The organism is Streptomyces sp. JLSY215 (assembly GCF_059682825.1).
Genome location: NZ_CM185022.1, coordinates 4274732 through 4299534, shown reverse-complemented (window position 1 = coordinate 4299534; position 24803 = coordinate 4274732). Strand labels below are relative to the sequence as shown.

General features: G+C 70.5%; 22 protein-coding genes. 10 read left to right on the top strand and 12 right to left on the bottom strand.

Going from position 1 to position 24803, the window contains the following annotated elements; translation table 11 throughout:
* Window positions 1-63: 63 nt before the first annotated feature.
* On the top strand, window positions 64-636 hold the full coding sequence (locus AC5677_RS19180) for a bacterial proteasome activator family protein (RefSeq protein ID WP_497196237.1): 573 nt from the start codon (window positions 64-66) through the stop codon (window positions 634-636).
* A 102-nt stretch (window positions 637-738) separates the two neighbouring features.
* Here AC5677_RS19180 and AC5677_RS19175 read toward each other — a convergent pair whose 3' ends face one another.
* Complete coding sequence (locus AC5677_RS19175) at window positions 739-2412, bottom strand: Stk1 family PASTA domain-containing Ser/Thr kinase (protein ID WP_497196236.1); 1674 nt, start codon at window positions 2410-2412, stop codon at window positions 739-741.
* Between the two features lie 314 nt (window positions 2413-2726).
* Between AC5677_RS19175 and AC5677_RS19170 the strand changes: the two genes are divergently transcribed.
* On the top strand, window positions 2727-4346 hold the full coding sequence (locus AC5677_RS19170; protein ID WP_497196235.1) for a protein kinase domain-containing protein: 1620 nt from the start codon (window positions 2727-2729) through the stop codon (window positions 4344-4346).
* A gap of 59 nt (window positions 4347-4405) precedes the next feature.
* On the opposite strand, the gene AC5677_RS19165 is transcribed toward AC5677_RS19170, so the two are convergent.
* From AC5677_RS19165 to AC5677_RS19155, 3 genes are all read right to left on the bottom strand, one after another.
* On the bottom strand, window positions 4406-5452 hold the full coding sequence (locus AC5677_RS19165) for a phosphotransferase (RefSeq protein WP_497196234.1): 1047 nt from the start codon (window positions 5450-5452) through the stop codon (window positions 4406-4408).
* Window positions 5453-5580: 128 nt separating this feature from the next.
* Window positions 5581-5997 carry a pyridoxamine 5'-phosphate oxidase family protein gene (locus AC5677_RS19160; RefSeq protein ID WP_497196233.1) on the bottom strand — a complete coding sequence of 139 codons (417 nt, stop codon included), beginning with the start codon at window positions 5995-5997 and terminating at the stop codon, window positions 5581-5583.
* 132 nt (window positions 5998-6129) lie between these two features.
* On the bottom strand, window positions 6130-6789 hold the full coding sequence (locus AC5677_RS19155) for a response regulator (RefSeq protein WP_497196681.1): 660 nt from the start codon (window positions 6787-6789) through the stop codon (window positions 6130-6132).
* A gap of 329 nt (window positions 6790-7118) precedes the next feature.
* On the opposite strand from AC5677_RS19155, the gene pdhA reads away from it, so the two are divergent.
* From pdhA to AC5677_RS19140, 3 genes are read left to right on the top strand one after another with little or no spacing between them, the layout of a single operon-like run.
* Entirely contained in the window at window positions 7119-8330 is a 1212-nt protein-coding gene (gene pdhA, locus AC5677_RS19150; RefSeq protein WP_497196232.1) for a pyruvate dehydrogenase (acetyl-transferring) E1 component subunit alpha, read from the top strand.
* A gap of 2 nt (window positions 8331-8332) precedes the next feature.
* Window positions 8333-9316 (top strand): alpha-ketoacid dehydrogenase subunit beta, encoded by a 984-nt coding sequence (locus AC5677_RS19145; RefSeq protein ID WP_497196231.1) that lies wholly within the window; start codon window positions 8333-8335, stop codon window positions 9314-9316.
* Window positions 9317-9340: 24 nt separating this feature from the next.
* Window positions 9341-10843, top strand: coding sequence for a dihydrolipoamide acetyltransferase family protein (locus AC5677_RS19140; protein ID WP_497196680.1), 1503 nt, complete (start codon window positions 9341-9343; stop codon window positions 10841-10843).
* 92 nt (window positions 10844-10935) lie between these two features.
* On the opposite strand, the gene AC5677_RS19135 is transcribed toward AC5677_RS19140, so the two are convergent.
* A complete protein-coding gene (locus AC5677_RS19135; protein ID WP_497196230.1) occupies window positions 10936-11118 on the bottom strand; it encodes a hypothetical protein in 183 nt (60 codons plus the stop codon).
* A gap of 203 nt (window positions 11119-11321) precedes the next feature.
* Here AC5677_RS19135 and AC5677_RS19130 point away from each other — a divergent pair, with 203 nt between their 5' ends.
* From AC5677_RS19130 to AC5677_RS19120, 3 genes are all read left to right on the top strand, one after another.
* Window positions 11322-12188 (top strand): GNAT family N-acetyltransferase, encoded by an 867-nt coding sequence (locus tag AC5677_RS19130; RefSeq protein WP_497196229.1) that lies wholly within the window; start codon window positions 11322-11324, stop codon window positions 12186-12188.
* 111 nt (window positions 12189-12299) lie between these two features.
* Window positions 12300-12989, top strand: coding sequence for a GntR family transcriptional regulator (locus tag AC5677_RS19125; protein WP_497196228.1), 690 nt, complete (start codon window positions 12300-12302; stop codon window positions 12987-12989).
* A 26-nt stretch (window positions 12990-13015) separates the two neighbouring features.
* Entirely contained in the window at window positions 13016-14326 is a 1311-nt protein-coding gene (locus tag AC5677_RS19120) for an MFS transporter (RefSeq protein ID WP_497196679.1), read from the top strand.
* A 215-nt stretch (window positions 14327-14541) separates the two neighbouring features.
* Here the strand turns inward: AC5677_RS19120 and AC5677_RS19115 are convergent, their stop codons facing one another.
* The gene (locus tag AC5677_RS19115) at window positions 14542-15366 is read right to left on the bottom strand and encodes a maleylpyruvate isomerase family mycothiol-dependent enzyme (protein ID WP_497196227.1); all 825 of its coding nucleotides are present in this window, start codon (window positions 15364-15366) and stop codon (window positions 14542-14544) included.
* A 144-nt stretch (window positions 15367-15510) separates the two neighbouring features.
* Here AC5677_RS19115 and AC5677_RS19110 point away from each other — a divergent pair, with 144 nt between their 5' ends.
* On the top strand, window positions 15511-16299 hold the full coding sequence (locus tag AC5677_RS19110; RefSeq protein WP_497196226.1) for a carbon-nitrogen family hydrolase: 789 nt from the start codon (window positions 15511-15513) through the stop codon (window positions 16297-16299).
* A gap of 19 nt (window positions 16300-16318) precedes the next feature.
* On the opposite strand, the gene AC5677_RS19105 is transcribed toward AC5677_RS19110, so the two are convergent.
* Window positions 16319-16849 (bottom strand): LURP-one-related/scramblase family protein, encoded by a 531-nt coding sequence (locus AC5677_RS19105; protein WP_497196225.1) that lies wholly within the window; start codon window positions 16847-16849, stop codon window positions 16319-16321.
* Between the two features lie 64 nt (window positions 16850-16913).
* Here AC5677_RS19105 and AC5677_RS19100 point away from each other — a divergent pair, with 64 nt between their 5' ends.
* On the top strand, window positions 16914-18725 hold the full coding sequence (locus tag AC5677_RS19100) for an NHL domain-containing thioredoxin family protein (protein ID WP_497196224.1): 1812 nt from the start codon (window positions 16914-16916) through the stop codon (window positions 18723-18725).
* Between the two features lie 86 nt (window positions 18726-18811).
* Here AC5677_RS19100 and AC5677_RS19095 read toward each other — a convergent pair whose 3' ends face one another.
* The 5 genes from AC5677_RS19095 to AC5677_RS19075 all read right to left on the bottom strand — a co-directional run bounded on the left by AC5677_RS19095 (window position 18812) and on the right by AC5677_RS19075 (window position 24803).
* Window positions 18812-19510 carry a DUF4232 domain-containing protein gene (locus AC5677_RS19095; RefSeq protein WP_497196223.1) on the bottom strand — a complete coding sequence of 233 codons (699 nt, stop codon included), beginning with the start codon at window positions 19508-19510 and terminating at the stop codon, window positions 18812-18814.
* Between the two features lie 138 nt (window positions 19511-19648).
* Complete coding sequence (locus tag AC5677_RS19090) at window positions 19649-20359, bottom strand: helix-turn-helix domain-containing protein (protein ID WP_497196222.1); 711 nt, start codon at window positions 20357-20359, stop codon at window positions 19649-19651.
* A 301-nt stretch (window positions 20360-20660) separates the two neighbouring features.
* The gene (locus AC5677_RS19085; RefSeq protein ID WP_497196221.1) at window positions 20661-21710 is read right to left on the bottom strand and encodes an NlpC/P60 family protein; all 1050 of its coding nucleotides are present in this window, start codon (window positions 21708-21710) and stop codon (window positions 20661-20663) included.
* Between the two features lie 326 nt (window positions 21711-22036).
* Window positions 22037-22696, bottom strand: coding sequence for a DUF4232 domain-containing protein (locus tag AC5677_RS19080; protein WP_497196220.1), 660 nt, complete (start codon window positions 22694-22696; stop codon window positions 22037-22039).
* Window positions 22697-22862: 166 nt separating this feature from the next.
* Window positions 22863-24803 carry an AfsR/SARP family transcriptional regulator gene (locus tag AC5677_RS19075; RefSeq protein WP_497196219.1) on the bottom strand — a complete coding sequence of 647 codons (1941 nt, stop codon included), beginning with the start codon at window positions 24801-24803 and terminating at the stop codon, window positions 22863-22865.

Here is a 24803-nt window from a genome sequence, read left to right as displayed (position 1 = left end):
CCAAAGCAAGGAGAGAAGCACGGCGGATCACCCGGCGACGTCGGGGTACGAGACAATGTCGGCATGGATATGCCGATGAACGAACGGTCGCAGGAGAACCCGCACGTCCTGGTTGTCGGCCCGGACGGCATGGCGCTCGGCAGCGCCGGGGCAGGTGGCGCTGGTGGCGGCGCGGAGAACGCCGAAGAGCCCCGCGAGGTTCCGGTGACGGACATGGTCGAACAGCCGGCGAAGGTCATGCGCATCGGCAGCATGATCAAGCAGCTGCTGGAGGAGGTGAAGGCCGCTCCCCTGGACGAGGCGAGCCGGGTCCGCCTCAAGGAGATCCACTCCAGCTCGGTCAAGGAGCTGGAGGACGGGCTGGCACCCGAGCTGGTGGAGGAGCTGGAGCGCCTCTCCCTGCCGTTCACCGACGAGTCGGTGCCGACGGATTCGGAACTGCGCATCGCCCAGGCCCAGTTGGTGGGCTGGCTGGAAGGCCTCTTCCACGGCATTCAGACCGCGCTGTTCGCCCAGCAGATGGCGGCCCGTGCCCAGCTGGAATCCATGCGCCGCGCGCTGCCGCCCGGTGCCTCGGTCGAGGGCGACGAGGGCCAGCCCGGACACGGCGGCGCCCGCTCGGGCCCGTATCTCTGAGGTCGGCCCGCGGGCAGGAAAGTCTGCGCGGAACGGCGGAAGGGCCCGGCACACACTGTGTGCCGGGCCCTTCCGCCGTTGTCTGCCGCGCTGCCGGGAGGATCAGGCGTCGCGCCCCGTCGAGACGATCAGCGTGATCGGCTCGCCACCGTCCGGGTCCCACGAGGAGTAGCCCCTGGGCGACTGGTCCGTGATGGTGTTCTTGCCCCAGGTGGGCCCGTCCTCGTATTTGATCTTGTAGTTCCAGTGTGCGGCGTCCATGCACGCCTTCGCCGTTTTCAGGTCCTTGAAGGCGAACGACGGGAGGTTGATCTTTTTCGTTTCGCCGTAGGTGTGGGTGGCCTCGGTGCAGTCGGTCACGCGAACCGGAATGGAATAGGTGTTTTCGGGCCGGACGCTCGCCGTGGACGTCGGGGTGCTGGTGTCCGTCGGGTCGGACGACGTCGCGTACGTCGACGGCGGATCGTCGGTGCCGACGTCGCTGGATCCGCCCGCGCTCAGCCCGATGCCGATCGCTATCGCGGTGACCACGATGACACCGACTATGGCCGATACGACGATCACCGCCGTGTTGCTCTTACGGGCGGGACCCCCGCTCGGCGGGATCGGCGGAGTCATGGGCTGCGGCGTGTAGGTGGGCGGCCCCTGGAACCCACCGCCGTTGAACGGAACGGGGGTCTGCGCGGGCGCCGGCGCCGGGGTCGGGTAGGCGTTGTTCACCGGCGGCGGCGTCGACGGACCGAAGGCCGCCTGCGTCGGCTGATACGGCTGCTGCACGCTCGGCGGCGCCGGGGTGTGCGGATTGCCGGTCGCAGTGGGGAACACCGCGGAGGACACCGAGGAGCCGCTGGTGCGCGCCCGCGGGCCCTCGCTGATGATCAGCGGCGACCCGGCCTGTCCGGACCCGGCGACCCGCAGACACTCGTCCCGCATCGCCTCGGCGGTCGGGAACCTCTCGTTGGGGTTCTTCTTCAGCGCACGGGCCACCAGGGCGTCCACGGCCGGCGGCAGCGAGCGGTTGATGCTCGACGGGACCGGCGGCTCTTCCTGGACGTGGGCGTAGGCGATGGCGAGCGGGGAGTCCGCGTCGAAGGGCAGCTGCCCGGTCAGCAGCTCGAAGAGCATGACGCCGACCGAGTAGAGGTCGGAGCGGGCGTCCACGCCGCGGCCCAGCGCCTGCTCGGGCGACAGGTACTGCGGGGTGCCGACGACCATGCCGGTCTGCGTCATGGAGGTGACACCGGACTGCATGGCGCGGGCGATGCCGAAGTCCATGACCTTGACGACATTGCGCTTGGTCATCATGACGTTGCCCGGCTTGATGTCCCGGTGGACCAGGCCCATCTCATGGCTCGCCTCCAGCGCGGCGAGCACATCGGCAGTGATCTTCAGCGCCTTCTCGGTCGGCATCGCGCCGTGCTGGGCTATGTCGTTGTCGAGCTCCGAGCGAAGCGGCTGCCCGGAGACGTACTCCATGATGATGTACGGCACCATGCCGCCGTCGAGCTCGTCCTCGCCGGAGTCGAAGACCGAGACGATATTGGTGTGCGTGAGCTTCGCCACGGACTGCGCCTCGCGGCGGAAGCGTTCGCGGAATGCCTGCTCGCGACCGAGCTCGGTATGCAGTGTCTTGATCGCGACCTCGCGGTCCAGCACGCTGTCGTACGCGAGATGAACGGAAGCCATTCCGCCCGCACCGAGAAGATCACGAAGCTGGTAACGTCCTCCGCCGACCGAACGGCCCTCGAATTGGCCTTGAGCGCCGTCCTGGCTCATGGTTTCCGCTTCCCCCTGGGCGACTGCCCGTATGTATCGCGATCAAATTCTGGAATTCCGCAGCCAAGTCTGCCCCAGGGCCCGGACACGTCAAGCCGTGTGCCCGTTCCGTGACCAGATGTGCAAGATCCGGTCACGCGCGCGAGATCTTTTGCGTCTTCGATTACCCCTGGTGAGCTTGCCCCTACTGGCATCCGGGCGGTTTGATGACCGGTCCACGACGGACCGGTGGGTGTCGTCGAACCTGTAGCGTGCTGTAGCGAAGACCGAGACCTTACCGCTCTTGATGCGGATCGATTCGACGGCGAGGACCGATGGCACCGACGCAGAGCCCGCAGGGCCCGTCCGATCCTGAGGCCACCGGCTCCAACATCCCCGATACACCGGAGATGTGGGGCAATGGAGGGCTTGTCGGCGACGGCCGTTACCGGCTCACGCACCGGCTCGGCCGAGGCGGTATGGCGGAGGTGTTCGCGGCAGAGGACGTACGGCTGGGCCGTACCGTCGCCGTGAAGCTGCTGCGCGCCGATCTGGCCGAGGACCCGGTGTCCAAGGCCCGCTTCACGCGCGAGGCACAGTCCGTGGCCGGACTGAACCACCACGCCGTTGTCGCCGTCTATGACTCCGGCGAGGACTTTGTCGCCGGCAACACCGTGCCGTACATCGTGATGGAGCTGGTCGAGGGCCGCACCATCCGTGACCTGCTGCTCAACGCCGATGCCCCGCCGCCGGACCAGGCGCTGATCATCGTCTCCGGAGTGCTGGAGGCGCTGGCCTACAGCCACCAGCACGGCATCGTGCACCGTGACATCAAGCCCGCCAACGTGATCATCACGCACAGCGGCGCCGTGAAGGTCATGGACTTCGGGATCGCCCGTGCGCTGCACGGCGCTCAGTCCACGATGACCCAGACCGGCATGGTCATGGGCACCCCGCAGTACCTCTCCCCGGAGCAGGCGCTCGGCAAGACCGTGGATACCCGCTCCGATCTGTACGCCACCGGCTGCCTGCTGTACGAACTGCTCGCGCTGCGGCCGCCGTTCACCGGCGAGACCCCGCTGTCGGTCGTCTACCAGCACGTCCAGGACATGCCGGTGCCGCCGTCCGAGGTCGCCGAGGCGGTGCCGCCGGAGCTGGACGGCCTGGTCATGCGGTCGCTGGCCAAGGACCCGGACGACCGTTTCCAGACCGCGGAGGAGATGCGCGGGCTGGTCCAGTACTCGCTGCAGATGCTGCAGGAGCAGGGCGGCCACACCGGCACCTGGAACACCGGCCCGGTGGCGATACATGAGGGCGGCGCCCCGGCCATGGGGAGCGCCCCCACCACCGCGCTGCGGCAGCACCCGGACGGCGGCCAGACCACGGCGCAGCCGATCCTGCCGGGCGGGCGGGACGACGACGGCGGTTTTGACGGCGGTCACCGGCCCGGCAAGGGCGGCCGCGGCAAGATCTGGCTGATCGCGGCGCTCGCGGTGATCGCCATCGCGGTGGGCGTGGCCTTCGCGCTGCAGAACACCAAGAAGGACGACCCCGGGACGAACCCCGACAAGACGTCGTCGCCTTCGGCCTCCCCGCACGACAAGACCAGCGAGCCGCCGTCGGAGGAGCCGAGCACGCCGGATACCCTGCCCGGCACCACAGGCGGCGACAACAACACGTACTCCCCGCCGCCGAGCGAGGAGCCCAGCACGCCGCCGAGTTCCGAGCCGCCGAGCTCGGAGCCGCCGAGCTCGGAGCCTCCGACGTCCGCGCCGCCCACCGACGACACCAGCAACGGCGGTACGACGGACGGCGGCGCGATCGACGGCGGGACGTCGGACGGCGGCACCAGCGATGGTGGGACCACCGACGGTGGCACCACCGACGGCGGTACGGACAGCGGGACCACCGGTGGTACGGACCCCGGCGCGACGCTGGGCGGCACCGGCGGCTGACCGGTCGGCTGACATGAACGGCGGGGCCGCTCCAGGACTTCTGGAGCGGCCCCGCCGTTTCACGTGGAACAACCGGCGAACGCGTCCCGGACCGCTGTGTACTCCCGGGTCCACCACACCGCCAGCGCGGACGCCGCCGGGAACTGGGGATCGGTGCGCGGATCACCCAGCCGGTAGCGCCAGGTGAGCATCCAGAAGTCGTTCAGCCGCTCCCACCACACCCGGTGCACCGCGGCGGCCAGTTCGTCGGGCCCGGCCCCGCAGGCGCTGCGGTAGGCGCCCGCGTACGCCGCCACCTTGGCGAGGTCGAGGGTGCCGCAGGGCCGTACGAAGAAGATCGCGGCGGCTCGTACCGCCTCCTCGGCGCGGGGCTGGATGCCCAGCCGGTCCCAGTCGACGATCGCGGCCGGTTCCCCGCCGCGGTAGAGCACATTGAGCGGGTGGAAGTCGCCGTGCACCCAGCCGGCGGCGGGCGCGTACGCCGGGCGGCGGTGCGCCAGCCGCTTGAGCAGGGACCGGCGCTCCAGGAGGCGGTGCTCGGCGAGCTCGTCGAAGCTGGTGCGGGGGCGGGTCCGGCGGGCCAGCGCGAGCAGCTCGTCGATCAGCTCGAAGGTGCGGGCGGGGTCGGCCGACTCGGCCGGGTACGGGGGCCGCGGCCGGTGCGGGGTGGTCGCCATGACCTGCTCCAGCGCGGTGTGTACGAGCCCCAGCAGCGCGCCGAGCCGACGGGACTGGGCGCGGCTCAGCGCGGTCCCGCCCAGGTGCCGGCCCTCGACCCAGGGGTGCAGCGCGTAGCAGCGGCCGTCCAGGACGGTGACCGTGCGGCCGTCCGCGGCGGGTACCGGTGGGGCGACCGGTAGTCCGAGGTCGGCGAGCCGGAGGGTGGCGCGGTGCTGGCGGGTGATGGCGCCGAGGTCGCCGTCGAGGTGGTGCTTGAGGAAGTAGCGGCCGTGTGTGGTGGCGAGGAAATAGCCGTGGTTGAGCAGGCCTTCGGCGACGGGTTCGCACGACAGGGGCTCCCCGGCGCCTTCGTAGCGGCGCAGCAGGGATCCCAGGAAGCGCCCGTCGGGCGTCGCCGCCGGCCGGACTACAGATGAGCGCAGCACTCGCCAGATGTTAGATCAACAAGGTCCGGCGGAGCGGGCCTATGGGAAAGCCTTACACACGGTGCGCATATCGGAGCCTCGCCCGGTCTGCGTGGCACGGTGTGTGGTGGTGCGGTGTACCGACCGCGTCATACGGCCTCGGCGTACCGGAAGACCGGGACGTCCGTGAGGTGGTGCAGGGTGACGAACTCCGGCTCGATGCGAAGGAATACCGGGTCGAAGGGGGCGCCGTCCGCCAGCCGGGGGGTGCGGCCGAAGAGCGCGCGCTCCGCGGGGGTGGGATGGCAGAGCCGGGCGGTGCCGGTGCACTGCACGGACCAGGTGTCGCGCGCGCCGCTGTTGACGTTGTCGGCCGCGTAGGCGACGACGCTGCCGTCGAGCGCCTGGTGGTAGTCAAAGCCGCGGTGGAGCCGCAGCACCAGCTGCCCGTCGAGGAGGAGATGCCGGGTGATGGTGGTGAACGGCAGGGCCCGTCGGCTGGCCGACACCCGGCCGTACGCAGTCCGGCTCAGCAGCTCGATCGCGCGGTAATCGTCGGGGGGCATGCCCTCACACTGCCCGCCCGTACCGGCCGCGAAATAGGGGCGGGGGCCCCGAAAAGGCGGGACCAAGGTCCCGGCCGCCGGGATCTGGGGCGGGCCTCTTTTCCGGTGCTCCGTACCTGGTGAGAGGCCGTTTCAGTGTTTTTCCGCCTGCATCCGTGCGACATATGCGGCGGCCTGGGAGCGGCGTTCCATGCCGAGCTTGGAAAGCAGGCTGGAGACATAATTCTTGATCGTTTTTTCGGCGAGATGGAGCCGTTCGCCGATGACGCGATTGGTCAGCCCCTCGCCGATCAGATCGAGGATCTTGCGTTCCTGTTCGGTGAGATTCGCCAGCCTGTCGTCGCCCCTTGCGCTGTTGCCGTCGCGCAGCCGTTCCAGGACGCGGGCCGTGGCCACCGGGTCCAGCAGCGACTTTCCGGCGGCCACATCACGCACCGCGGAGAGCAGCTCATTGCCCCGGATGGCCTTGAGGACATATCCGGCGGCGCCGGCCATGATCGCGTCGAAAAGGGCCTCGTCATCGGCGAACGAGGTGAGCATCAGGCACTTGATGTCCGGGTCCTGGGAGCGGATCTCGCGGCAGACCTCGACGCCGCTGCCGTCCGGCAGCCGGACGTCGAGCACCGCCACATCCGGGCGCGTCGCAGGGATCCTGATCAGCGCGTCGGCGGCGGTGCCCGCCTCGCCGACGACCTCGATGTCCTCTTCGACCGACAGCATTTCGTGGACGCCCCGCCGGACGACTTCGTGGTCATCGAGTAGGAAAACAGTGATTTTTCCGTCTTCGTGCACGGCATCAGTCTCACACACCAAACTCTTCCCGTGCTCCAGGTCACCGATATAACGTGCCGGTGTCCCGGCGGCCTGCAACGCTGTGACCAGGAGTTGTTCCCACCCTTTGCGATTTACTTGGAAATCCAAGCAAAATCGCAGGTCAGCGCCGTTTTCACTTAGGCTTTGGCACTGGGTAACGTGCAAACAGCAGGCCACTGTCCGGGACGCTTTGTTCCACCCGGATCCGGCCGCGATCGCACACACCCCGTGCGCCGTATCGGATACCGGGTGAGCCGCAATACGGCCACCGGCGGACCCCGGGGGCCGGACAGACGGAGGAGCAGCACGTGACCGTGGAAGGCACTGCCCAGCGGAAAAGCACCCGCGCCGGCAGCAAGCGCACCACCGCCAAAAAGGCGTCGCCGGCGAAGAAGGCGGCCCCGGCAAAGGCCACCGGCCAGTCGGACCAGGCGGAGCAGGACCAGCTCGTACAACTGCTGACCCCGGAAGGGAAGCGGGTCGAGCACCCGGACTACGCGATCGATCTGTCCCCCGAGGAGCTGCGCGGGCTCTACCGTGACATGGTCCTCACGCGGCGGTTCGACGCCGAGGCGACCACCCTCCAGCGTCAGGGCGAACTGGGCCTGTGGGCCTCGCTGCTGGGCCAGGAGGCCGCCCAGATCGGCTCCGGGCGCGCGCTGCGCGACGACGACTACGTCTTCCCGACCTACCGTGAGCACGGCGTGGCCTGGTGCCGCGGCGTCGACCCGACGAACCTGCTGGGCATGTTCCGCGGCGTCAACCACGGCGGCTGGGATCCCAACAGCAACAACTTCCACCTCTACACCATCGTGATCGGCTCGCAGACGCTGCACGCGACCGGCTATGCGATGGGTGTGCAGAAGGACGGCGCGGATTCCGCGGTCATCGCGTACTTCGGTGACGGCGCCTCCAGCCAGGGCGATGTCGCCGAATCCTTCACCTTCTCCGCGGTCTACAACGCCCCGGTCGTGTTCTTCTGCCAGAACAACCAGTGGGCGATCTCCGAGCCCACCGAGAAGCAGACCCGCGTCCCGCTCTACCAGCGCGCCCGCGGCTACGGCTTCCCGGGCGTACGGGTGGACGGCAACGACGTACTGGCCTGTCTGGCGGTGACCAAGGCAGCGCTGGAGCGGGCGCGTACCGGTCAGGGCCCCATGCTGGTCGAGGCGTTCACCTACCGCATGGGCGCGCACACCACCTCCGACGACCCGACGAAGTACCGGGCCGACGAGGAGACGCTCGCCTGGGAGGCCAAGGACCCGATCCTGCGGCTGCGGACCTACCTGGAGTCCGAGGGCTTCGTCGACGACGCGTATCTCGCCGCCATCGAGGAGGAGAGCGAGGCGCTGGGCAAGCGGGTCCGCGATGTCGTACGTGCCATGCCGGACCCGGATCCCATGGCGATCTTCGAGAATGTCTATGCCGACGGGCACGCGCTCGTCGATGAGGAGCGCGCGCAGTTCGCCGCGTACCAGGCGTCGTTCGCCGACGCCGATGCCGTCGCGGAGGGGAACTGACCATGGCCGTCCACGAGAAGATCACCATCGCCAAGGCGATCAACGCCTCGCTGCGGACCTCCATGGAGGCCGACCCCAAGGTCGTCGTCATGGGCGAGGACGTCGGCAAGCTCGGCGGCGTCTTCCGCGTCACCGACGGGCTGCAGAAGGACTTCGGCGAGGACCGGGTGATCGACACCCCGCTCGCCGAGTCCGGCATCATCGGCACCGCGATCGGCCTGGCCCTGCGCGGCTACCGCCCCGTCGCCGAGATCCAGTTCGACGGCTTCGTCTTCCCCGCCTACGACCAGATCGTCACCCAGCTCGCCAAGATGCACGCCCGTGCGCTGGGCAAGGTCAAGGTGCCGGTCGTCATCCGCATCCCGTACGCGGGCGGAATCGGCGCTGTCGAGCACCACTCCGAGTCCCCCGAGGCGCTCTTTGCGCACGTCGCGGGCCTGAAGGTGGTCTCCCCCTCGAACTCCTCCGACGCCTACTGGATGCTCCAGCAGGCCATCGCGGGCGACGACCCGGTCATCTACTTCGAACCCAAGCGCCGCTATCACGACAAGTCGCGGCTGGACACCGAGTCGATCCCCGACCCGCTGCACAAGGCACGGGTGACGCAGGCCGGCACCGACCTCACGCTCGCCGCCTACGGTCCGATGGTGAAGGTCTGTCTGGACGCCGCCAAGGTCGCGGCCGAGGAGGGCAAGTCGGTCGAGGTCGTCGACCTGCGCTCGATCTCCCCGATCGACTTCGACACCGTGCAGTCGTCTGTAGAGAAGACCGGCCGGCTGGTCGTGGTCCACGAGGCCCCGGTCTTCTTCGGCTCGGGCGCGGAGATCGCCGCCCGGATCACCGAGCGCTGCTTCTACCACCTGGAGGCCCCGGTCCTGCGGGTCGGCGGCTTCCACGCCCCGTACCCGCCGTCCCGGCTGGAGGACGAGTACCTTCCGGGACTGGACCGGGTGCTCGACGCCGTTGATCGCGCGCTGGCGTACTGAGGGGTTTGAGGAGAGTTCGTGACCATGACTGCAACCACCGCAGGCGCCCAGCGCTTCCGCGAGTTCAAGATGCCCGACGTGGGCGAGGGGCTTACCGAGGCCGAGATCCTCAAGTGGTACGTCCAGCCGGGCGACACCGTCACCGACGGCCAGGTCATCTGTGAGGTCGAGACCGCCAAGGCCGCCGTCGAACTGCCCAGCCCCTATGACGGCGTGGTGCATGCGCTGCACTTCGACGAGGGCGTCACCGTCGATGTCGGCACCGCCATCATCTCCGTGGACACCGACCCCGGAGCCGGGCCCGCACCGGCCGCGGACGCGCCCACCGCGCCCGTCGAGGAGGACGCGGAGCCGCAGGGCCGGCAGGCGGTACTGGTCGGCTACGGCGCCGCTCCGGCCTCGACCAAGCGCCGGGCCCGCAAGCCGCAGCCCGGCGCCGCGACGGGTGCCCGTCCGTCGCCCGACCACCGCCCCACGACGAGTGCTTCGCACGCCCTCATCGGATCCCAGCCGGAGCCGGTGAACGCCGCGCTGCAGGCCGAGCTGAACGGCCGTTCCGCGGTCGCTCCGGTGGCCGCGGCGCCGGTCGCGCCGGTCGCGCCGGTCGTACCCGCCGTGGTGCCCGGCCGTCCGCTGGCCAAGCCCCCGGTACGCAAGCTCGCCAAGGACCTCGGCATCGACCTGGCGACGATCGCACCGACCGGTCCGGGCGGCATCATCACCCGCGAGGACATCCACGCGGCGGCCGCCCCGGCACCGTCCATTGCTGCCGCCCCGGAACCCGAAACCGTGGCCCCCGCCGAGCTGGGCGCGGTCGATACCGTCGCCCGCGAGCGCCGGGTGCCGGTCAAGGGCGTACGCAAGGCCACCGCCCAGGCGATGGTCAATTCGGCCTTCACCGCGCCCCATGTCACGGAGTTCATCACCGTCGATGTGACCCGCACGATGAAGCTCGTCCAGCAGCTGAAGCAGGACCCGGACATGGCCGGGCTGCGCGTCAACCCGCTGCTGCTCGTCGCCAAGGCCTTCCTGGTCGCCATCAAGCGGCACCCGGAGGTCAACGCGGCCTGGGACGAGGCGAATCAGGAGATCGTCTACAAGGACTACGTCAACCTCGGTATCGCGGCGGCCACTCCGCGCGGCCTGATCGTCCCCAACATCAAGGACGCGGGCGTCAAGACGCTCCCCGAGCTCGCCGCGGAACTGGGCGAGCTTGTCGCCACGGCCCGCGACGGCAAGACGTCCCCGGCTGCCATGTCCGGAGGCACGGTCACCATCACCAACGTCGGTGTCTTCGGAGTCGACACCGGCACGCCGATCCTCAACCCGGGGGAGTCCGCGATCCTCGCCTTCGGCGCGGTCAAGCTCCAGCCCTGGGTTCACAAGGGCAAGGTGAAGGCCCGCCAGGTCACCACCCTGGCGCTGTCCTTCGACCACCGTCTGATCGATGGCGAACTGGGTTCCAAGCTGCTCGCGGATATCGCGGCGATCCTGGAACACCCCAAGCGCCTCATCACCTGGGGCTGAGCCGGCGACGCCGAACTCGGCAGCAGGGGCGGTGTTTCACGTGAAACACCGCCCCTGGCCGTTCCTGCCCTGGCCGTCTCCGTTTTCGACGGTCAGCCTCGCAGCAGCTCCACCGCCCGGCTGAAGTGCGCCACCGGTCCGGTCGGCCCGTCCGGATCGTCGGCATGCGCCGCGCGCCGGGCCAGCGTGCTGCTCGCCCAGACGGCGGCGACGATCAGTGCCACCACGACGGTGTTCCTGGTCCGGCGTCCGGCGTTCGTCCTGGGCTGCATCATCAACTCCCCTTGAGTGGCGGAGCCGCCCCGGCTCCTGCCTCTATTCACCCATGGGATTCGGGCCGGTCCGTACGCGTCAGGTACGGACTCCCGTAAGCCTTTAGTCGGACCCCTCATCCCCCTTGGGTCCCCCTTCAGGCAGGGGGTGTGGGCGGGCGGGAAAGGGTTTGCCGCCGTTGACCGGGCTGCTTACGGTCGGTGGGGTGAGCGACGAAATGATCATCAGGCGTTATCGGGCGGCCGACCGTAACGCGGTGACCGACCTGTGGTCCCGCGCCGCGCGGCAGGCGCATCCGTTCATCGAGGGGGAGGGCGAGGGCGAGCGGGCGCGGGTCGTACGCGAGGTGTATCTCGTCCGGGCGGAGAACTGGGTCGCGGAGCGCGCCGGCCGGGTCGTGGGGCTCCTCGGGCTACTGGACGGCCATGGCGAGGGCGGCACCGGGACCGGCGCCGAGATCGGTGGGCTGTTCGTGGCGCCCGAGGACCAAGGGCGCGGCATCGGCCGGGAGTTGGTGGAGCACGCGGCGGCACTGCGCGGCGCGCTGCGCCTCGAGGTCTTCGAGGAGAACGCCCGTGCCCGCCGTTTCTACCAGCATCTGGGATTTACCGAGCGGGCGCGGCGGACGGACGAGGAGACCGGGCACCCGCTGATCGCCCTGGAGCGGGAGGCGCCGCTGCGGTCGGTGTCGTGGCTGCATGTGCGCGACGGCCGGCTGCTGAGCGTGCGGACCCGGGGCAATGACACGTTCTACCTTCCGGGCGGCAAGTACGAGCCGGGGGAGACCGCCCCGGAGGCGCTGGCGCGGGAGCTGTCCGAAGAGCTCGGGCTGGTCGTTCCTGCGGAGCAGTTTTCGCAGGCATTCGTCATCCACGACGTTGCGCACGGCAAGAACGGCCGCCGGCTGCATATGACGTGCTTCACCGGAGGTCCCCAGGACATCGTCCCCGAGCCGGGGCGGGAGATCGCCGAGTACGCCTGGTTCGACCGGCAGGAGGCGCGGGAGCGGTGCGCGCCCGCACACTCCCAGGTCGTGAACCGCTTGATCGCGCAGGGGCGGATGCCCGGGTAAGGAGCGGGCGGGCAGGGCGCGTAAGGCTCTTACCAGTACAAAAGGGTCTCCTTTTGTCCGCATCACGGAATGCGGTGTCGGACGCATACCTGTTGTATCTATCCTGTGCGCATGCCCTCTCCGTCGGCGTCCGCCGCCCCCGCCAGATCTGGTCCCGCTCCCGCCAAGCAGCCTCCCGCCGCCGAGCGGGTCTATGCGCACATCAAGGACGCCGTCCTGCAGCGCCACTACGAGGGCGGCATGCTGCTCACCGAGGGCGAACTGGCCGAGGCCGTGGGGGTGTCGCGGACGCCGGTGCGGGAGGCGCTGCTGCGGCTGGAGGTCGAGGGGCTGATCAAGCTCTACCCGAAGAAGGGTGCGCTGGTGCTGCCGGTCTCCGCACAGGAGATCGCCGACGTCGTCGAGACCCGGCTGCTGGTGGAGAAGCACGCGGCGGCCAAGGCCGTACCCGCGAGCGAGGTGCTGACCGCCGAGCTCGAGGAACTGCTGGAGAAGATGCGGGAGCAGGCCGCAGCGGGCGATCTCGCCGCCGTCTCGGTCACCGACCGCTGCTTCCACGCCGCCATCGTGCGCAGCGCCGGCAACCAGATCCTGGACCGGCTCTACGAGCAGCTGCGCGATCGCCAGCTGCGGATGGGCGTCGCCGTCATGCACGCGCACCCGGACCGGATCGCCAAGAACATCGCCGAGCACGCGGAGATCCTCCAGGCGCTGCGGGACGGCGACCCGGACGCGGCGACCGACGCCGTGCACCGGCACGTCAGCTGGGTCCGCAACCTGGCGCAGGGAGAGGTGCGATGAGCGGGGGAAGTACCGGCGGCGCCGGCATGGGCAGCGGCGCCCCGCGGCTGCTGCCCGCGGACCCGCCCGGAGGCCGTAAGGCCATGGCGGTCTGGGGCATCGGCGTCGCGGTCTACTTCGTCGCGATCACCTACCGGACGAGCCTGGGCGTGGCGGGCCTGGACGCCGCCGAACGCTTCCACATCAACGCCTCGGCGCTGTCGACGTTTTCGATCCTGCAGCTGCTGGTGTACGCGGGCATGCAGATACCCGTCGGCCTGCTCGTCGACCGGCTCGGCACCAAGAAAGTGCTGACCATCGGCGTGGTGCTCTACACCGTCGGCCAGTTCGGCTTCGCGCTCTCCACGTCGTACGCCATGGCGCTCGGCTCACGTGCCCTGCTCGGCTGCGGTGACGCGATGACTTTCATCAGCGTGCTGCGGCTGGGCTCGCGATGGTTCCCGGCCCGCCGTGGCCCGATGATCGCGCAGATCGCGGCGCTCGTCGGGATGGCGGGCAACCTGATCTCCACCCTGGTGCTCGCCCGCTTCCTGCACAGCTTCGGCTGGACCCCGACCTTCGCCTCCAGCGCGGTGGGCGGCATCGCCGTCCTGGTCCTGCTGCTGCTCTTCCTCAAGGACCACCCCGAGGGGTACGAGCCGCCGCCCGCGTCCACCGAGCACACCGGCGCGGCCTTCGTCCGCCGGCAGATCGCGGATGCCTGGCGCGAGCCCGGCACCCGGCTGGGCATGTGGGTGCACTTCACCACTCAGTTCCCGGCGATGGTCTTCCTGCTGCTGTGGGGCCTGCCGTTCCTCGTCGAGGCGCAGGGCCTCTCCCGTGGCACCGCCGGTGAGCTGCTCACCCTCATCGTGCTCTCCAACATGGCCGTCGGCCTGATCTACGGCCAGGTCATCGCCCGCCACCACGCGGCCCGTATGCCGCTGGCCCTGGGCACGGTCGGTGCCACCGCCCTGCTGTGGGCGATCACCCTGTCGTGGCCGGACGATCACGCGCCCATGGCGCTGCTGATCGTGCTGTGCACGGTCATGGGCGCCTGTGGCCCCGCCTCGATGATCGGCTTCGATTTCGCGCGGCCCGCCAACCCACCCGAGCGTCAGGGCACCGCCTCCGGCATCGTCAACATGGGCGGCTTCACCGCCTCGATGACGACCCTGCTCGCCATCGGGGTGCTGCTCGATGCGACCGGTGACAACTACCGGATCGCCTTCGCCTCGGTCTTCGTCCTGGAGACGCTCGGTGTCTCCCAGATCCTGCGCCTGCGCAGCCGCGCGGCCCGCCGCGAGCGTGAACGGCTGGTCGTCAGCCGGGTTGAGGCGGTCCACGTCCCGGCGTGAGGCCAGGGCCGGAATCCGGTGCCCGGCGCCGCCTGGCCCCGATTCCGGTGCGGCGCATGGAGATCATCGGCGGAGCGCACTGTTTCACGTGAAACAGTGCGGTCCTCGCTGGTCCTCCGCCGCGTACAGGCACCAGGCCGCCGCCGGCCGCCGCTCGCCAGAGACGCCCCGTCAGTGCCGTTTCCGGCCGGGGCGTCCCTCGAAGCCGGCGTCGGTTACGGCGTGACCGCGAAGTTGTCCAGGATCGCCGCGGCCAGCTCCTGATCGCCGTCGATCTTGATCTGATCGGCGACGGCCGCCGGGCGCATCCGGCCGCAGGCCAGACGGTGGAAGATGTCCCAGTCCATGGCGAGCGTCACCGTCGGGCCGAGCGAGACGCTGCCGTTGATCGTGCCCTTGCCCTCGGAGTCGATGCGTACCGTGCGCATGAACTCCAGCGAGCCGCTGACATCGAAGACCACGGCGGAATCGGCGGGTGCCTGGGCCCTCTTGGCGACCACGGCGGGCAGCGTCTTCAGCAACAGATCGCGCGTCAGATGGGCGCCGGGGGAGTCGAGATTGCCGGGCTTGCCGAGCGCCCGGCGCAGGTCCTGCTCATGCGCCCAGACGTCGAAGGCCCGCTGCTGGAGCACGAAGTCCAGCGGTCGGTCCTCGGCGAGCGGGCTGCGCACCACCGTGTCCGGCTGGCGGGTCTCGTTGCGCAGCTGCCGGGAGCGGCGGATCACGGTGTATTCGAGCTCGCTGAGCATCTCCGGCGCGGTGTGGTGCCGCCGGACATCGACCTGCACCTCCATACGGCGGGCCGACTCGCTGCGCACGTGGTAGAGGTCGCGCGGCAGGGTGTGGATCGGCCGTGGGTCGCCGAGCATCTCGCACTCCAGGCCGATCACATGCGAGACGACATCGCGCACGGACCAGCCTGGGAGGTCCGTCGCCCTGCTCCACTCGCCCTCGACGAGCGGAGTCACCAGCTCGGCTATTGCTTCTATGGAGTGCGTCCAGGCATCGATGGAGGACTGAAGGCTGGGATGGACGGTCACGGGACCCCTCGGACGGTTCGTACGCGGGCTGCTGTCTGTGCAGTTAAGTTACGCTGCGCACGGGCACCCCGGCAGTGCTTTCGGGTGACCATCGTAGGTGGATGTTTGACGGCAGCCCGGTTCGAAGGCTTAGGCGGTGGTACTGTGCGCGCTTCCCTGCTGCAGATTGGCGTGGATCCGGCGGAATCCGTCAATTCCCGGCGGCTGCGGGTGGCTTCGCTGGTGCGTGAGCAGTCCGGCAGCGATCTTGTGGTGCTTCCCGAGCTGTGGCCGGTCGGTGCGTTCGCCGCCGACCTCTTCGCCACCGAGGCGGAACCGCTGACCGGCCCGACTCATGACGCGATGGCCGCCGCCGCGCGGGACGCCGAAGTCTGGCTGCACGCCGGATCGGTCATCGAACGCGCCGCCGACGGCACCCTGTACAACACCTCGCTGGTCTTCTCCCCCGAGGGCCGGCTCGCCGCCGACTACCGCAAGATCCACCGCTTCGGCTTCGACCAGGGCGAGGCGGTCCTGCTGGGCGCCGGCGACCGGGCCGTCACGGTCGGCCTGCCGGGGACCACCGCGGGCCTGGCCACGTGCTACGACCTCCGTTTTCCGGAACTCTTCCGGCAGCTGACGGCGGCCGGCGCGGAGCTGCTGATCGTGCCCGCCGGCTGGCCGGCCCGCCGCCGCGCACACTGGTCGCTGCTGGCCCGCGCCCGTGCAGTGGAGAACCAGTGCTACGTCCTGGCCTGCGGCACCGCAGGCACCCACGCCGATGTCGAACAGGCCGGTCACAGCGTCGTCGTCGACCCCTGGGGCGAGGTACTGGCCGAGGCCGGGCCGGACGAAGAGGTGCTGACCGTCGACCTCGACCCGGCCAAGGTCGCCAGGACCCGCGCCGACTTTCCCGTCCTGCGCGACCGGGTCCTGGGCCTCGACCGGCCATAGCGCGCGCCGGGCGGGGACGTCAGTCCTCCCCGCGCTCCCGCTCCGCCAGCCGGATCACACACACCGCGACGGCGATCAACAGCGCCGGGTCCGCGTCCTCCCGAACGACATCGACCCCGTACGTGTCCCGTACGGTCAGTCGGCGCCGCGAGATGTCGGCCAGCAGTTCGCCCTCGTACTCGACCGCGAACTCCCGGTCCAGGATCTTGCCGCTGACGTCCAGCTCGGTGCCGTCCACCAGCTCCACGCGGTAGTGGTTGCGCAGCAGCGAGAGCCGCTTGCGGCGGACGGTGGCCAGCGGCCGGTCGTCGCGCTCGATGGTCATGGTGTCGCGCAGGGCCAGCATCTTCTTGCGGATGGTGATCAGCACCCGGCCCTGCAGGTCCTTGAGCTCGAAGGTCTCGCGCAGCCGCAGCGCCTTCCCGTCGACGAGGAAGGCATGCCGGCCGTGATCGTCCTCGATCCAGTAGTCGTCGCCGATGCCGAGGATCCGGTCGCGTACGAGGTACTTGCGGGGGGACGGGGGCCGGCCCCCGGGTGAGTGCAGCATGGCTGAGGTGTTCCCCGGGCCCCCTGCGGAATGCGCACGCACCGGGGTGACGTTGAATGGGGACATGGCTTCACGTGCGCGCGTCCGGGCCCCCGAGCTGATCGGCAAGGGCGGCTGGCTCAACACCGGCGGTAATGAACTCACCCTGTCTGACCTGCGAGGACGCATTGTCATCCTCGATTTCTGGACGTTTTGCTGTGTGAACTGCCTGCACGTCCTGGACGAGCTGCGCGTACTGGAGGAACGCCACCGCGACACCGTCGTGATCATCGGCGTGCACTCCCCCAAGTTCGTCCACGAGGCGGAGCACCAAGCAGTCGTGGACGCCGTGGAGCGCTATGGCGTCGAGCACCCGGTCCTCGACGACCCGGAGCTCGCCACCTGGAAGCAGTACGCCGTCCGGGCCTGGCCCACCCTCGTCGTCATCGACCCCGAGGGCTATGTGGTCGCCCAGCATGCCGGTGAGGGCCATGCGCATGCCCTGGAGAAGCTGGTCGAGGAGCTGACGGCCGAGCATGCCGCGAAGGGGACGCTGCGCCGGGGCGACGGCCCCTACGTGCCGCCGGAGCCGGTCGCCACCGATCTGCGCTTTCCCGGCAAGGCCGTACGGCTCCCCGGAGGCAGCTTCCTCGTCTCGGACACCACCCGGCACCAGCTGGTGGAGCTCGCCGCGGACGGCGAACGGGTGCTGCGCCGGATCGGGAACGGCGAGCGCGGGCTGGACGCCGGCTCCTTCAATGAGCCGCAGGGCCTGGCGCTGCTGCCCGACGGGAAGGTCGCCGTCGCGGACACCGTCAACCACGCCATCCGGGTCTTCGCCCCCGAGAGCGGCGCGCTGGAGACGGTGGCGGGCACCGGCAAGCAGTGGTGGCAGGGCTCGCCGACCTCGGGACCGGCCCGCGAGGTGGATCTCTCCTCGCCGTGGGACATCGCCTGGTGGCAGGACCGGCTGTGGATCGCGATGGCAGGCGTGCACCAGCTGTGGACGTACGACCCGGAGGCCGGCACGGTCCAGGTCGCGGCCGGCACCACCAACGAGGGACTGGTGGACGGTCCGGCCGAGGAGGCGTGGTTCGCCCAGCCGTCCGGGCTCGCGGCGGCCGGGGACCGGCTGTGGATCGCGGACTCCGAGACCAGTGCGGTGCGCTGGGTGCAGCGCACGGACACCGGCGACGGCTATGAGGTCCGTACGGCTGTAGGCACCGGGCTCTTCGACTTCGGGCACCGCGACGGCGCCGCCGATCAGGCGCTGCTGCAGCACCCGCTGGGCGTCACGGCGCTGCCCGACGGATCGGTCGCCATCGCGGACACGTACAACCACGCGCTGCGCCGCTTCGACCCCGTGAGCGGCGAGGTGACGACGCTGGCGACGGATCTGCGCGAGCCCTCGGCGGCCGTGCTGGCCGACGACGACATCGTGGTGGTGGAGTCCGCGCGGCACCGCCTGACCCGGCTGCGGCTGCCGGAGGAGGCGGTCCGCGTCGAGTCGGTGGCGCATCGCACCCAGCGCGCGGCCACCGAGGTGGCCGCGGGCAAGCTCCGGCTGGACGTGGTCTTCCAGGCGCCCGCCGGGCAGAAGCTCGATACCCGCTACGGCCCCTCGACGCGCCTGCTGGTCAGCGCAACCCCGCCGGAACTGCTCGCCGACGGCGCGGGCCCGGACACCGACCTCAGCCGGGATCTGGTGCTCGCCGACGGCGTGACCGAGGGCGTGCTGCATGTCTCGGCGATGGCGGCGTCCTGCGACGACGACCCCGCGATCGAGTACCCCGCCTGCCATGTGCACCAGCAGGACTGGGGAGTTCCGGTGCGGGTCGTCGACGGCGGGGCATCCCGGCTGGCACTCGTCCTGGCGGGGCTGGACGAGGGAGCGTAGGACCGACGGCTTTCGTCCTTGCTGGTTTCACGTGAAACCAGCAAGGACGTACACCGCGCAGGGGACAACTCCCCTGTCGGCTGGGGCTACTTGTCGGTCTTGACCGGGCGGGAGTTGGTCGCCAACTGGGCCTGGACCAGGCTCAGGTACCAGTCGCTGACCTTGGCGGTCGCACCGATCGACGGGTGCTGGTCATACTGGCCGAAGTGCAGGGCGGTGGCCGTCCCCTGCAGGGAGAAGCTGTACGTCCTCATGACGCCGAAGTACATGAGGTTCTGCTTCTTCCCCTTGTCCGAGGCGGACTTGGTGGGGATGGTCGCATAGGCGGTTGCGCCCGGCGCGACCGAGATCCGGTGGTTGTCCAGGTTCTCCGGTGTGCTTTCGTAGAGTCCCAGCGGCTTCGTGCTGTCGTACGACCCGTCCTTGGAGGGGGCGTCGCCGCGGAACAGCATCGGAGCGTTGTAGAGGTAGCAGGACGAGCTGCTCTTGTTGCGGTACTTCAGGATCACGTGGCTCGGCTGGGACACCTGAACGAACCTGAACGAGCCGGGCACGGGGCGGCACATGCTCCGCCGCCTGTTCGCAGCGGCGCCTGCACCCGCACCCGCACCCGCGGTACCACCGATGATCTTGTGCTTCTTGCTCTTCGAGGTCGAGGAAGAGGAAGAGCTCCTCTTCGACTTCTTCGAGGAGTGGCTGTTGCAGCCGGTCAGCGCGAGCGAGCCGGCGAGCGCGAGGGCCAGCGTGGCATACGCGGCGGAGCGTCGGGAGCGGCGTGCGGTCATGGGTGGGTCCCCCAGTAAGTCACTGCGGATCAGCGAGTTGTCCGTGTCATGGCACCGCCACGATATCGATTGCCGGTCCGGACACCAGGTTCGGTTCATGGCGGTGGCGTCTTTGCAGGTCAAGGGGTGTGGGCGGGATCAGTCCGGACAACTGGGCAAGCCGCTGTTCTCCAGCTGTTCCGGGCGAATCCGGATGCCCGGTACCCACACCTGCTTGCCGTCGTGGTCGACCTGGAACCACATGCTGCTGTGTCCGCCCGCCTCGTCCGTGACCGTGACCCCGTTGGCGATCCGGCAGCGGGCGTGCAGCGTGTCGCCGTGCCAGACATGCCCGGCGACATTGGAGCGGCGGTAGGGGGCGTAGGGGTCGAGAGCCAGCCCGAGCGCGCAGTTCTCACTGCGGCTGTGCCGGCAGTCCCGCTCCACGTTGTGCACGGTGATCCGGGCCGAGCCGGTGCCCGCCGCAGTGCCCTGGGGCCCGTCCGTCCCGCCGGTCAGCGCCGGTACGGCGAACGCGGCGGCGGTCAGCACGGCGACCGTACCGGCCACGGCGAGCACCAGCGGCAGCCGCCGCCGTCCGGGCGGTACCGGGTCCTGGGCGTCCGTCCCGGCGGCGACCTCGGTCTCCGCGGCCGGTGGCGGCGTGCCGTCCGCCGCCTCATGCGCCCGGTGCAGCAGCTCGACCAGCGCGGGCAGCCGGTCCTCGCCGGTGAAGGAGAGCTTGCACCACTGCACCAGCAGCCGCTCGTCCGGCAGGCTCTGGCCGCGCAGATAGCGCGAGAGGGAGGAACGGCTGGCGGGCAGCCGGCTCTCCATGTCCTTGAGGCTGTAGCCCAGTTCGCCATGCATACGGCGCAGCGCCGAGACAAAGTCCCGTATGGGTCCGGTGAGTTCGTCAGGCAGAGGGGCCAGTGGCTTACGGCGGACATTTGCGGGCTGGTTCGGATTGCCAGGCACGTCTGGCATTCCAGCACAGCGGACATGCGCATGCGAGGGGCACTTCCGCTCCCCTGTGGCGGAAGTACCCCTCGTTACGCGATCCGGATCCGACCCGGACCGGTTGGTGACGTTTCACGTGAAACCGCGCGATGCCGATCACGTGCTTCCGACGGCGCGATGTTTTACGTGAAACATCGCCAGCCGCACGGGCTCAGTCTCCGAACTTCACCGGTCGGTACGGCTTGAACTCCGAGTCACCGCCCGGCAGCCCGTATGTCAGGCTCCGGTGGTCGGTGCCGTGCCCACCGCGCTGTTCGTACGCGGTGTACGAGGAGTGCGCATCGTTGTCCCACTTCTCGAAGATCACCACATGCCGGGTGTTGCTGTCGCCAGCCGCGTCTATCAGCAGGTCACCGGGCTTCAGCTCGCCCACCGAGAGGGGCCGGGTGATCCCGCGGTCGGTGGCCAGCCCCACGGTGTTGGTGCCGGGTGTCGGCACGCCCAGTGCCATCGAGGCATAGCCGGAGCAGTCCTGGCGGTAGCCGTCCTTCCAGACCTTCGCCTGGCTGTACGGGACCTGGGCGCCGCCGTTCGCGGTGAGCCAGGTGGCGGCGCGGTTCAGCATCTCCTGGCGGGTGCCGCCGGGCTGCGGAGGCTGCGGGCTGCCATGGACCGGCACACCCGGCAGCCGGTCCTGCGGAATGTCCACCGCGACGACGCTGAGGAACCCGCTGACCGGGCCGGTGATATGTGCCATGAACGTCGAGCAGGCGTTGCCCTCACACACCTTGTGGCCGGTGTCCACCTGGTAGTCCGCGGTGATCCGGTCCTGCCCGGGCGCGGACTTATTGATCATTCCGACCGAGGGCGAGTTGGTGTCGGCGGTGGCATGCACCACCCATCGCGTGCCCCAGGTGGGGAAGTCGGCGGCCGTGGCCTGCCGCACGGACCCGGCGCTCGCGGTACGGGCGGTGAGTGCGGAAGCGCCGGAGGCCTTGCCGGTGGTGTCGCGGGAGAGCTTGGTCGTGGCCACGGAGTGTCCGCCGGCTGCCGCGGCGCCGCCCTCGCTGCCGTGGGCGAACCCGGCGAACGCGCCGATGCCTATGCCCGCCGCGGCCACCGCGGGTATCGCCTTGCGCAGCAGGGTCCTGCGGAACGGGGAGCGCAGCCCCGGCCCCTCGCCGCCGCTGCCGTTCGCGAGAGCCTCCCCGGGGTGTGTGCCGTCTGCCAGTTGCGTGCTCCCGTGCCGGTGCTCGTCCATGCCGATTCCCCTCCGTGTACGGCCGGTTGGGCGGTTGCCGCGTCGGCCCTCGGTATGCCGCCGGATGGTCCGGTCGCGGCGACGGCAACCATCGTGTTCCGGGGCGGGCGGCCGCTCGGTGGCTGTGTGTCCCATGGGACGTCCCGGCCGAGCACAAGCCGGTGACCTGCGGAGACATGGGTGAGAGGAGGCAGGAGCGGGACAACGTACGGGCATCGCCGGGACATGACGGGACATCTCCCGGCGTGGCCGGAGCGCTTGGGCACAAGGCAGGGCGCCCGCTCGGGGGAGGGCGGGCGCCCTGGTTCATGGGGTGGTGCGACGGCCTACCAAGCTGCGGCGTCGTTCGGGTCCGACTGCCAGTACGTCACCCAGGCACTGTCGTCGAGGTACACCGAGCCGGGCAGCGCCACCTTCGCGGAGCCGCCGATGCTCCCCTTGCCGTCCCGGCCGGGGAGACTGACGCTCAGTGAGGTCACCTTGCGGCCATGGCGCCCGCTGCCGTCGGCGGACGAGGTCAGCACACCGGCATAGCCGGACGCGCCGGGGGCGAGGGTGACCACCGCCTGCGGCTTGCTGCTCGGGAGGTCGGCGAGCGGGGACTGCGCGTCATCGAACCGCAGATACGGCGCGGCGTAGAGGTCGCACGTGGAACCGGAGGTGTTGGTGGCCTTCAGAAGAAGGTGGTTGACGGGCCGGGCGAGCGGCTCTGCCACGATACGGATCTTCGCGGCGTCGCAGGCGGTGTGCCGGGCGCGGGTCCCCCGACTGCCCTCGTCGATGCTGTCGGAGGTGTCCCCGGCCGCCGGATACCGGGCGGCCAGGGGGACCGGGGCGACCCGCTTGGCGGGCCGCGTCTGCAGTGCGTTGGCGTCGTCCTGGCTGCCGCAGGCGGTGAGGGCGAGCGCGGCGACGGCGGTCAGCCCGGCCGCGGTGATGCGCAGCGTACGGCTGTGACGCCGGCGGGCGTTCTCGTTGCGTGGCATCTCGGGCCTCCCCCTGTCGGCGGTCCGGCCGGCGCGTAGGCCGGTCCTGCGCCGGCCACCCCGGCGTCGGTCCCGCGGTCTGCCCACCACTTTGCCGCCCTGCGTTGGCGTTCCGCTAACGCCTGCCTAACGCGCCGGGGCCCCCCGTACCGCCCGCCGAGGCGGTTCACTTCCCGGCGCCGCCACCCTTCTCGCCGCGCTCGTCCCGCTCGTCCCGCGCGAACAGCTGGGTGAGCGTGCTGATCGTGTAGACGTCGGTGGCCTCTTCGTCCACCAGATGCATCTCCGCCAGCCGGTCCAGCCCGTCCTGGGTGCGCTCCGGGTCGTACCCGGCGAGCGCCGCCGCCACGGACGCGTTCAGATGCCCGTCCGCGCTCTTGGCGAGCGCGCTGAGCAGCCGGGCGTCGTCCGCCGACAGCCGCGCGACCGACATCCGGAGTGCCGCGGCGATGCCGCTGTCCTCCGCCGACAGCAGCGCCAGCCGCCGCTGTTCGTCGCGCAGTGCCGCCGCCAGCCGGGCCAGCCGCCAGCGCGGCCGGGCGGTCAGCTGGGCGGCCGCGGCCCGCAGCGCCAGCGGCAGACCGTCGCACAGATCCACCAGCTCCCGGGCGGCGGCCGGGTCCTCGGCGACCCGCTCCGGGCCGAGCATCGCGCCCAGCAGCGCCGCGCCCTCCTCGTGGCCGAGCGCCTGGATGCCCACCGGCCGGGCCCAGTCGGTGGCGACCAGCCCGTCGAGCCGGCTGCGGCTGGTGACGACCGTGGCGCAGCGCGGACCGCCGGGCAGCAGCGGCCGGACCTGCGCGGAGCTGCGGGCGTTGTCGAGGACGACGAGCAGCCGGCGCTCGGCGACCAGTGACCGGAACAGCGCCGAGGCGGCCTGCGCCGAGCCGGGTACCCGCTCCGGCGGCGTGCCGAGCGCGAGCAGGAAGTCGCGCAGGATCTCGGCGGACGCTGCCTCGTCGCCCTCGCCGAAGCCGCGCAGATCGGCGAAGAGCTGGCCGTCCGGGAAGGCCGCGGCATGCAGATGCGCCCACTGCACGGCGCAGGCGGTCTTGCCGACGCCGGCCGGTCCGGCGATCACGGCCAGTGGGCTCTCGCCCGTCGTGTGATCGGTCAGGACATCGGTCAGTGCGGCGAGTTGATGATCGCGTCCCAGGAACCGGGCCGGCGGCCTGGGCAGCAGCCGCGGCGCGGCCCGTGTGGCCCCTTCCCGAGCACCGGGAGCCGATGCCGTGGCGCCGCCTTGCCCGGCCCCCCGTCCCGGTCCGGCCGCGGGAGTCGTCGCGCCGGCCGACGCGGGGCGCCCGCCGTCGCCGCCGGGAGCCGAGGCCGGAGCCGGGGACCCCTTTGCCGCGGAGGTCCCCTCCCGCTCCGCCCGCAGAATCTCCTCGTACGCGCCGCTCAGCCGCTCGCCCGGGTCCACGCCGAGCTCCTCGTTGAGCAGCCGCCGTGTGCGGTGGAACCACTCGAGCGCATCGGACTGCCGTCCCGCCCGGAACAGTGCCCGCATCAGCGCGGCGATCAGCCCTTCGCGCAGCGGATGGCTGACGGCCGCGGAATAGAGGATGGCCGCCGCCTGCTCGTGCTCACCGAGCGTGCCGTGTGCCCGCGCCAGCGCCTCGACGGCCGTCAGCCGGCGCTCCTCCAGGGCGTGCGCCGCGGCCGCGAACGGCGGGCTGGTGACCGTGCCGGTCAGCGCCGGGCCGCGCCACAGCCCCAGCGCCTCCCGCAGCAGTGGCACGGCATCGCCCGGCGCGGCCTCCGGGCGCGCCAGCGTCACCAGCTCCCCGAACCGGTGGGCGTCGATCAACTCCTCCGGCAGCTGCAGCAGATACGCAGAACCATGGGTGGTCAGCTCGATCCCGTACGCCGCCGCCCCGCCCTCGGCGAGCGTGGCGCGCAGCCGCGAGACATGTCCCTGGACGACCGTACGGGCGTGTTCGGGCGGCTCGTCCTCCCACAGGGAGTCGATCAACTGCTCAAGTGGCACGGTGGTGTTGGGCTGCAACAGCAGCAGCGCCAGCACGCTGCGCCGTTTGGCCGGCCCGAGCGGCAGCTCTCCGGTGCCGGTCGTGACCGCGACCGGGCCCAGCAGTGAGAATTCCAA

Bases quoted from the DNA above. Each gene is read 5' to 3' on its own strand.
- AC5677_RS19080 (WP_497196220.1), bottom strand. From the start codon at position 22,696: ATGCCACGCAACGAGAACGCCCGCCGGCGTCACAGCCGTACGCTGCGC.
- AC5677_RS19180 (WP_497196237.1), top strand. From the start codon at position 64: ATGGATATGCCGATGAACGAACGGTCGCAGGAGAACCCGCACGTCCTG.
- AC5677_RS19170 (WP_497196235.1), top strand. From the start codon at position 2,727: ATGGCACCGACGCAGAGCCCGCAGGGCCCGTCCGATCCTGAGGCCACC.
- AC5677_RS19090 (WP_497196222.1), bottom strand. From the start codon at position 20,359: ATGCATGGCGAACTGGGCTACAGCCTCAAGGACATGGAGAGCCGGCTG.
- AC5677_RS19135 (WP_497196230.1), bottom strand. From the start codon at position 11,118: ATGATGCAGCCCAGGACGAACGCCGGACGCCGGACCAGGAACACCGTC.
- AC5677_RS19085 (WP_497196221.1), bottom strand. From the start codon at position 21,710: ATGGACGAGCACCGGCACGGGAGCACGCAACTGGCAGACGGCACACAC.
- AC5677_RS19095 (WP_497196223.1), bottom strand. From the start codon at position 19,510: ATGACCGCACGCCGCTCCCGACGCTCCGCCGCGTATGCCACGCTGGCC.
- AC5677_RS19100 (WP_497196224.1), top strand. From the start codon at position 16,914: ATGGCTTCACGTGCGCGCGTCCGGGCCCCCGAGCTGATCGGCAAGGGC.
- AC5677_RS19175 (WP_497196236.1), bottom strand. From the start codon at position 2,412: ATGAGCCAGGACGGCGCTCAAGGCCAATTCGAGGGCCGTTCGGTCGGC.
- AC5677_RS19160 (WP_497196233.1), bottom strand. From the start codon at position 5,997: ATGCCCCCCGACGATTACCGCGCGATCGAGCTGCTGAGCCGGACTGCG.
- AC5677_RS19125 (WP_497196228.1), top strand. From the start codon at position 12,300: ATGCCCTCTCCGTCGGCGTCCGCCGCCCCCGCCAGATCTGGTCCCGCT.
- AC5677_RS19145 (WP_497196231.1), top strand. From the start codon at position 8,333: ATGGCCGTCCACGAGAAGATCACCATCGCCAAGGCGATCAACGCCTCG.
- AC5677_RS19140 (WP_497196680.1), top strand. From the start codon at position 9,341: ATGACTGCAACCACCGCAGGCGCCCAGCGCTTCCGCGAGTTCAAGATG.
- AC5677_RS19120 (WP_497196679.1), top strand. From the start codon at position 13,016: ATGGGCAGCGGCGCCCCGCGGCTGCTGCCCGCGGACCCGCCCGGAGGC.
- AC5677_RS19105 (WP_497196225.1), bottom strand. From the start codon at position 16,849: ATGCTGCACTCACCCGGGGGCCGGCCCCCGTCCCCCCGCAAGTACCTC.